Origin of the sequence: Nocardioides secundeburneus (assembly GCF_039939255.1) — a bacterium.
In the GTDB taxonomy this organism is placed as follows: Bacteria; Actinomycetota; Actinomycetes; order Propionibacteriales; family Nocardioidaceae; genus Nocardioides.
In genome coordinates this window covers 1-7,899 of sequence record NZ_JBDUUE010000013.1, presented here as the reverse complement: position 1 = coordinate 7,899, position 7,899 = coordinate 1, and the positions used below count along the sequence as shown (strand labels likewise).

General features: G+C 71.4%; 10 protein-coding genes. 4 read left to right on the top strand and 6 right to left on the bottom strand.

Annotated elements, in window-relative coordinates; translation table 11 throughout:
• The first annotated feature begins 50 nt into the window (after positions 1 to 50).
• The 3 genes from ABFT23_RS22545 to ABFT23_RS22535 are packed head-to-tail and all read left to right on the top strand — an operon-like array spanning position 51 to position 2,466.
• Positions 51 to 1,637: an acyl-CoA carboxylase subunit beta gene (locus tag ABFT23_RS22545; protein ID WP_457623919.1), complete on the top strand. Its 1,587-nt coding sequence runs from the start codon at positions 51 to 53 to the stop codon at positions 1,635 to 1,637.
• Positions 1,637 to 1,876, top strand: coding sequence for an acyl-CoA carboxylase epsilon subunit (locus ABFT23_RS22540; RefSeq protein ID WP_347899293.1), 240 nt, complete (start codon positions 1,637 to 1,639; stop codon positions 1,874 to 1,876). Before ABFT23_RS22545 ends, ABFT23_RS22540 begins: the two co-directional genes overlap by 1 nt.
• Positions 1,873 to 2,466: a Maf family protein gene (locus tag ABFT23_RS22535; RefSeq protein ID WP_347899292.1), complete on the top strand. Its 594-nt coding sequence runs from the start codon at positions 1,873 to 1,875 to the stop codon at positions 2,464 to 2,466. Before ABFT23_RS22540 ends, ABFT23_RS22535 begins: the two co-directional genes overlap by 4 nt.
• Before the next feature lie 7 nt (positions 2,467 to 2,473).
• Here ABFT23_RS22535 and ABFT23_RS22620 read toward each other — a convergent pair whose 3' ends face one another.
• The 6 genes from ABFT23_RS22620 to ABFT23_RS22510 all read right to left on the bottom strand — a co-directional run bounded on the left by ABFT23_RS22620 (position 2,474) and on the right by ABFT23_RS22510 (position 7,570).
• Positions 2,474 to 2,575, bottom strand: coding sequence for an MFS transporter small subunit (locus ABFT23_RS22620; protein ID WP_457623918.1), 102 nt, complete (start codon positions 2,573 to 2,575; stop codon positions 2,474 to 2,476).
• Positions 2,572 to 3,972: an OFA family MFS transporter gene (locus tag ABFT23_RS22530; protein WP_347899291.1), complete on the bottom strand. Its 1,401-nt coding sequence runs from the start codon at positions 3,970 to 3,972 to the stop codon at positions 2,572 to 2,574. Before ABFT23_RS22530 ends, ABFT23_RS22620 begins: the two co-directional genes overlap by 4 nt.
• Positions 3,973 to 4,055: 83 nt before the next feature.
• Positions 4,056 to 4,550 (bottom strand): GtrA family protein, encoded by a 495-nt coding sequence (locus tag ABFT23_RS22525; RefSeq protein ID WP_347899290.1) that lies wholly within the window; start codon positions 4,548 to 4,550, stop codon positions 4,056 to 4,058.
• 112 nt (positions 4,551 to 4,662) lie between these two features.
• Positions 4,663 to 5,835, bottom strand: coding sequence for an acyl-CoA dehydrogenase family protein (locus ABFT23_RS22520; RefSeq protein ID WP_347899289.1), 1,173 nt, complete (start codon positions 5,833 to 5,835; stop codon positions 4,663 to 4,665).
• 57 nt (positions 5,836 to 5,892) lie between these two features.
• Positions 5,893 to 6,897, bottom strand: coding sequence for a DUF695 domain-containing protein (locus ABFT23_RS22515; RefSeq protein ID WP_347899288.1), 1,005 nt, complete (start codon positions 6,895 to 6,897; stop codon positions 5,893 to 5,895).
• A gap of 10 nt (positions 6,898 to 6,907) precedes the next feature.
• Complete coding sequence (locus ABFT23_RS22510; protein ID WP_347899287.1) at positions 6,908 to 7,570, bottom strand: hypothetical protein; 663 nt, start codon at positions 7,568 to 7,570, stop codon at positions 6,908 to 6,910.
• 90 nt (positions 7,571 to 7,660) lie between these two features.
• Here ABFT23_RS22510 and ABFT23_RS22505 point away from each other — a divergent pair.
• Positions 7,661 to 7,899: biotin carboxylase N-terminal domain-containing protein (locus ABFT23_RS22505; RefSeq protein ID WP_347899286.1), on the top strand; the 239-nt coding region annotated here is incomplete at its 3' end.

The following is a 7,899-nucleotide window of genomic DNA, read 5'->3' as shown; positions in this document are numbered from 1 at the left end:
TGAGCGCGCAGCCTGGTGAGGGCACCGAGGTCCCCGAGGTGGGGTCGGGGATCGATCTGCACACGACGGCAGGCAAGCTGGCCGATCTGGAGCGGCGTCTGGACGAGGCGGTCCACGCGGGCTCGGCCAAGGCGGTCGAGAAGCAGCACGCGAAGGGTCGTCAGACCGCGCGGGAGCGGATCGAGATGCTGTTCGACGAGGGCTCCTTCGTCGAGCTCGACGAGCTCGCCCGACACCGCTCGACCGCGTTCGGGCTCGACAAGACCCGCCCCTACGGTGACGGGGTCGTGACCGGGTACGGCACGATCGAGGGCCGTCAGGTGTGCGTGTTCAGCCAGGACTTCACCGTCTTCGGCGGCTCGTTGGGCGAGGTCTACGGCGAGAAGATCGTCAAGGTCATGGACCTCGCGATCCGGACCGGGTGCCCGATCATCGGGATCAACGAGGGCGCCGGGGCCCGGATCCAAGAAGGCGTCGTCTCGCTCGGGCTGTACGGCGAGATCTTCCGCCGCAACGTCCACGCCTCCGGCGTGATCCCCCAGATCAGCCTGATCATGGGCAACTGCGCCGGCGGGCACGTCTACTCCCCCGCAGTCACCGACTTCACGATCATGGTCGACCAGACCTCCGCGATGTTCATCACCGGACCCGACGTCATCAAGACCGTCACCGGCGAGGACGTCTCGATGGAAGACCTCGGCGGCGCCCGGACCCACAACACCTTGTCCGGCAACGCCCACTACCTGGCCACCGACGAGGCCGACGCCCTCGAGTACGTCAAGACCCTCCTGTCCTACCTACCCCAGAACAACCTCGACCCCGCCCCCACCCACGACGAGGTGCCGGACATGGAGGTCACCGACCTCGACCGCAGCCTGGACACCCTGATCCCGGACGGGGCCAACCAGCCCTACGACATGCACGACGTCATCACCGCCGTGCTCGACGAGGAGGACTTCCTCGAGGTCCACGAGCTCTTCGCCCCCAACATCCTCGTCGGCTTCGGCCGCGTCGAGGGCCACTCGGTCGGCATCGTGGCCAACCAGCCGATGCAGTACGCCGGCGCCCTCGACATCGACGCCTCCGAGAAAGCCGCCCGGTTCGTCCGGTTCTGCGACGCCTTCAACCTCCCCGTGCTGACCTTCGTCGACGTCCCCGGATTCCTGCCCGGCACCGACCAGGAATGGAACGGCATCATCCGCCGCGGCGCCAAGCTCATCTACGCCTACGCCGAAGCCACCGTCCCCCTGATCACCGTCATCACCCGCAAGGCCTACGGCGGCGCCTACGACGTCATGGGCTCCAAACACCTCGGCGCCGACATCAACCTCGCCTGGCCCACCGCCCAGATCGCCGTCATGGGCGCCCAAGGCGCCGCGAACATCGTCCACCGCCGCACCCTGCAAGCCATCACCGACAACGGCGGCACCCCCGACATGGTCGAAGCCAAACGCGCCGAGCTCATCGACGACTACGAGACCACCCTCGCCAACCCCTACATCGCCGCCGAACGCGGCTACATCGACGCCGTCATCCACCCCCACGAAACCCGCACCGAGATCACCCGCGCCCTGCGCCTCCTCACCACCAAACGCGCCACCCTGCCCCCCAAGAAACACGGAAACATCCCCCTCTGATGACCACCACCAACCCCTCCACCCCCACCACCCCCGACACCGGGCCCGTGCTGCGCGTCATCAGCCCCCACGCCACCCCCGAAGACATCGCCGCGATCATCACCGTCCTCACCGCACTCAGCGGCGACACCCCAACCCCGACCAAGACACCGCGCCACGAGTGGAACGCACCCCACCGCCACCACCGCCACCCCCACCACCACGGCCCCGGCGGCTGGCGGGCGAGCGCGCTGCCGTGACGACCCTCGTCCTGGCCTCGCAGTCCCCCGCCCGCCTCGCGACCCTGCGCCAGGCCGGCGTCGAGCCGGTGGTCGTCGTGAGCGGCGTCGACGAGTCGCAGGTCGTCGACCCGCCGCCGGCCGAGCTCGCGCTGGCGCTCGCCGTCCTCAAGCGCGACGCTGTGCTCGGCCGTCCCGAGGTGCCCGACGGCGCGCTCGTGCTCGGCTGCGACTCGGTGCTCGAGCTCGACGGCGAGGCGCTCGGCAAGCCCGGCACTCCCGAGGAGGCGACCCGGCGCTGGCACGCGATGCGCGGGCGCACCGGGGTGCTGCACACCGGCCACGCCGTCCACGACACGGCCTCGGGCCGCAGCGTCGCGCGGACGGCGTCGACCACCGTGCACTTCGCCGCGGTCACCGACGACGAGATCGCGGCCTACGTGGCCACCGGTGAGCCGTTGCACGTGGCCGGCGCGTTCACCGTCGACGGCCTGGGCGGTGCGTTCGTGACCGGTCTCGAGGGCGACTACCACAACGTCGTCGGCGTCTCGCTGCCGTTGCTGCGCACGATGCTCGCCGAGCTCGGCCACGCGTGGACCGACCTCTGGTGACGGACCGTCAGCCGGTGAACAGCGACGACGCCTTGCGGATGGTCTCGACGAGCCCGTAGGCCAGCGGCGCTCCGACGAGCGCCCAGGCGAGGGCGATGCGCGCGTTCATGCCTTGCTCCTCTCGCGTGTGCTCGAGCCGGACGACGACGGTTCGTGGAACCGGTCGGAGACCGGGCGCACCAGCAGGTTGGCCACGAGTCCGACCGCGAGGACGCCGACCATCGTCAGCAGCGCCGGCTGGTAGGCGTCGGCGGTGAGCGAGCCGGGCTCGCCCTGGGCGTCGAGGAAGCCGTTGACGATGAACGGGCCGGCGACCCCCGCGGCCGACCACGCCGTGAGCAGCCGGCCGTGGATGGCGCCGACCTGGAAGGTGCCGAACAGGTCGCGCAGGTAGGCCGGGATGGTCGCGAAGCCGCCGCCGTAGAAGCTGAGGATGACCGCGGCGAGCAGCACGAACAGGGCGGTGGACGACGACCCGACGGTCGCGAGCAGCAGGTAGAGCACCAGCCCGAGCCCGAGGTAGAGCACGTAGATCGGCTTGCGCCCGACGGCGTCGGACGTCGAGGACCACACGAAGCGGCCGGCCATGTTGGCCAGCGACAGCAGGCCGACGAAGCCACCGGCGGCGGCCGCGCTCACCGTCGACGTGGAGCCGTCGCGGAAGAAGTCCTGGATCATCGGCGAGGCCTGCTCGAGGATGCCGATGCCGGCGGTGACGTTGCAGAACAGCACCACCCACAGCAGCCAGAACTGCGGCGTGCGCAGCGCGTTGTCGGCCGAGACGTTGGCCGTGGTGACGAGCTTCTTCTCCTTGACCTCGGCCGGGTCCCACCCGTCGGGGATCCAGCCGTCGGCCGGCACCCGCACGGTGAACGCACCGAACATCATGAAGACGGCGTAGACCACGGCGAGCGTGACGAACAGGCTCGCCACCGCGCTGCCGTCGGCGACCGAGGTCGTGTCGGTGGAGTCGTAGGAGCTGTCGTAGAGCTCGAGCAGCCGACCGCTGAGGGGGCTGGCGATGAGGGCACCACCGCCGAAGCCCATGATCGCCATGCCGGTGGCGAGCCCGGGCCGGTCGGGGAACCACTTGATGAGCGTCGAGACCGGGGAGATGTAGCCGATGCCGAGCCCGATGCCGCCGATGACGCCGTAGCCGAGGAACACCAGCCACAGCCACCCCAGCGCGATGCCGAGCGCGGCGACCAGGAACCCGGTCACCCAGAAGCAGGCCGAGACGAACATCGCCGCCCGGGGTCCGTTGCGGTCGACCCACGCGCCACCGAAACCGGCCGCGAGGCCGAGCATCACGATCGCGACCGAGAAGATGAAGCCGATCGTGGTCAGGCTGGAGTCGAAGTGCGCCACCAGGGCGTTCTTGTAGACGCTCGTGGCGTAGACCTGCCCGATGCACAGGTGGACGGCGAGCGCGGCGGGCGGGATGAGCCACCGGCTGTAGCCGGGACCGGCGACGATACGCTCGCGCGCGAGGAACGACGGGACCATGCAGAGACCTCCCCGGGAGTCAGGACGGCCCCACCCTGGCCCGACGTCCGTGGCTGCGCCACACCCCCGAGGTCGACCAGCGATCAGGGCGCCGCGACGACCGGCCGGCGGAACACGAAGCGCCGGAAGAGGTAGAAGCGGGCGACAAAGGCGAGCACCAGCCCGACCCCGTTGGCCGAGAGGTTGTCGGCGAGCGCGTTGTCGAGCCCGAGCACGTAGTGGGTGAGGTAGAGACAGCCGACCGGGAGCGCCATCGCGGCGAGGTTGATGACCACGTAGGCGGTCCAGCCGCCGTCGGCCTGCTGCGGGGGGCGGTCGGGGAAGACCCACCCGCGTGCGCCGTGGAAGCTGATCACCATGCCCACGCAGTTGGCGAGCACGTAGGCGATCATCGGCTCCTCGACGAACGAGCGGCCGACGATGAAGCCGTGCACGAGCACGTTGAAGAGCAGGATGGAGACCCAGGTGGCGGCCTGGGCCACCACGAAGAAGCGGACGACCTCGGCGCCGATGCGCCGCCAGCGGGCGGTGCTGGTCTCGGCCTGCCCCACCGACGGGGTCGTGTCGGCGGCCGTCATGACGCCGCCTCGACGTCGCGGCGGGACCCCGCGGCGGGGGTCGCGGAACGTACCAACACGGAGACAGGATAGACGGAGACCGACTCCGTTCGCGGGAGGCGGTGGTCGGCGACTACTCGACCGGCAGGCCGAGGCTGCGGGCGATGAGCATGCGCTGCACCTCGGAGGTGCCCTCGCCGATCTCGAGCACCTTGGCGTCGCGGTAGAAGCGGGCCACCGGGTACTCCTCCATGAAGCCGTAGCCGCCGAAGACCTGGGTGGCGATGCGGGTGGCCGTGACGGCGGACTCGGTGGCGTAGAGCTTGGCGACCGAGGCCGCCTGCTTGACCTGCTGGTGGGGCGCGCCGGCGTCCTTGAGCGCGGCGGCGCGGTAGGTCAGCAACCGGCTCGCGTCGAGCATCACCTGCAGGTCGGCGATCTGGAACGCGACTCCCTGCTTGCGCCCGATGGGTCCACCGAAGGTCTGCCGCTCGCCCGCGTAGGCGACGGACATGTCGAGGCAGGCCTGGATGCAGCCGACGCTGAGGGCGGAGATCGCGATGCGGCCGTCGTCGAGGGTGGCGAGGAACTGTGCGTAGCCACGGCCCTGGTCGCCGAGCAGGTGGTCGGCGGGCACGTGGACGTCGTCGAAGGACAGCGGGTGGGTGTCGGAGGCGTGCCAGCCGAGCTTGTCGTAGGCCTTCTCGGCGGTGAACCCGGGTGTGCCGCTCGGCACCATGATCGCGCTGATCTCGGGCCGGCCGTCGTCGCGGGTGCCGGTACGGGCGGTGACCGTGACCAGGCTGGTGATCTCGGAGCCGGAGTTGGTGATGAACTGCTTGGCACCGTTGACGACCCACTCGTCGCCGACCAGCTCGGCCTTGGTGCGCGTGGCGCCCGCGTCGGACCCGGCACCGGGCTCGGTGAGGCCGAAGCCGGCGAGCGCCTCGCCCGCGACGAGGGCCGGGAGCCAGCGCTCCTTCTGCTCGGCGGTGCCGTAGGCCAGGAGCGGGTTGATGCCCAGGCCGACGCCGGCCTGCAGCGTGATGCCCATCGACTGGTCGACGCGGCCGAGCTCCTCGATGGCGACGCAGAGGCTGGTGAAGTCGCCGTCGTCGCCGGCCCCGCCGAACTCCTCCGGCGCGGTCAGGCCGAACAGCCCGAGCTTGCCCATCTGTTGCACGACGTGGACCGGGAAGTGGTGGTCGTGGTCCCACTGCGCCGCGTGGGGCGCGATCTCGGCCTCCGCGAACTCGCGGACGCTACGGCGGAACTCCTCGTGCTCACGGGACAGCTCGAACGTCATGCCGAGCACTGTAGCCCACGCGGTTAACGTTCGTTAACCACCGTTCGCCGGTTGCCGTCAGGTCCGCAGGTGACGGACGGCGTGCCAGCCGGGGTCGGCGTCGCGGGTGACCGTGACGACGCCGTGCGTCCAGCCGGTGACGGCGGCCTCGGCGACGCCGTCGACGGGTCGGGCGGAGTCGGCGTAGTAGTGCAGCACCCGGCGTCCCTGGCCGGTCTCGTGGGCGACGAGGCGGGCCATGTCGTCGAGGCGCTGGGTGAGGTGGTCCTCGATCGCGCGGAGGTCGTCGAGTGCTCCCTCGTCGGGGAAGCCCTCGTCGGTGGCGGGGAACGGCACCTCGACCGCGAGGTGGGTGTCGAGGTGCGGCGCGAAGCTCGGCGCGAGCGGCACCTGCGCGACCGCCATCAGCGGCCGGCCGTCGACCTCGCCCTGGAGCATCACCCACGTCGGGCCGCCGTCGGCGTCGGTGGCGTCGTCGCGGACGGCGGCGACGAGCTCGCGCAGGCCCTCGAGCGTGACGGCGTCGTCGGGCTCGTCGAGGGCCACCTCGACGGCGCCGATCCAGGTCTCGCACTCGAGCTCGCCGAGCGTGTGGTCGAGGGAGATGAACACGACCATGCCGCGCGCCTGCTCGGGCAGCTCGCGCAGCCGCGGGTGGTGGACGGCGACGTCGACGTGGTTGCCCACCCGGGTCGCGCCGACGCGGATCTCGGCGAACTGCACGTCGGCCCCGCCGACGCGGATGCCGCCGGAGCCGGGGTCGGGGTCAGCGCCGCGCGCGTCGGCGTACTGCCAGGTGTCGGTGGGCTCGGGCGCGGCCCGGAGCCAGCGGCGGGCGACCGCGCGCACGTCGGGGTTGCCCTCGGGACTGACGACCAGCCGGTGCTGCGCGGTGGTGCCCGGGCCGAGCTCCCAGACGAGGTCGGGCGACATCGCGTGCACCCGCTCGGTGAGCTCGTCGACGAGGCTCTCGACCGTGCCGGCGGCGATCGCGGCCTCGCAGGACGCCGCTCCCTGCGTCGTCCACCAGGCCCAGAAGTCGTCGTGGGTCGCGGGCGTCATCGATCCCGCCTCAGTCGCAGTTGTCGCAGATGCCCGTGGCCGGGATGGCCATGAAGCACGTCGGGCACACGTTGACCGGACGATCGGTGGGCGCGACGCGCTTCGGGGCGACGACCTTGGGCTCCCGCGGCGCCCGGGGCGTCCTGGGCGTCGCGGCGGCGCGGGTGCCCGCGGCCGTCGTCGACCGGGGCGCGCGGCTGCGGGTCGACGTCAGCACCTCGGCCGGCACACCGCCGTCGTCGGGCGCCGAGCCGGCCCACTGGTAGCACGCCAGGCGCGCCTTGGCGGCGTGCCGCTCACGCGCGGCGGCCTCGGTGATCGGCAGCTCCTCGATGGCGCGCAGGACGTCGTCGTACCGCTCGCCCACCCAGCCGTGACCGTCGACGACCAGCGCGGTGAGCGGCGGGTAGCCGTCGCGGTGGTGCAGGTGGGCGAGTGGCTGCAGCACCTTCGGCAGCCAGCGCTCGTACGGTCGCGTGGTGCGGATGCCGCCCTCGGCCTGGAGCCGCTCGGCGAGCTCGGCCTCGCGGACGACGCCGTGGTAGGTGGCCGCCGCCTCCTCCAGGATCGGGTGTGCCGTGCGGGCCCACGTCTCGAGGGCGATGGCCTCGGTGGTCATGACTCCGTCTGGCTCGTGCCAGAACCCCTTGCGCTCCTGCTGGTACTCGGACACGTGACGAGCATAGGCAACCGGCGCGGTAGCGTGCCGGGCGGGAACGACCCGAGGCCCACGGAGGCCGTGATCACCGCACAGGAGCCAGCGTTGCCCGACGTGAAGCCGTTGCAGAAGGTGTTGATCGCGAACCGTGGTGAGATCGCGGTGCGGGTGATCCGGGCGTGCAAGGACGCCGGGATCGGCTCGGTGGCGGTCTATGCCGAGCCTGATCGTGACGCGATGCACGTGCGGGTCGCCGACGAGGCGTACAGCCTGGGTGGCGCGACCCCGGCTGAGTCGTACCTCGACATCGCCAAGATCATCGCGGTCGCCGAGCGCTGCGGTGC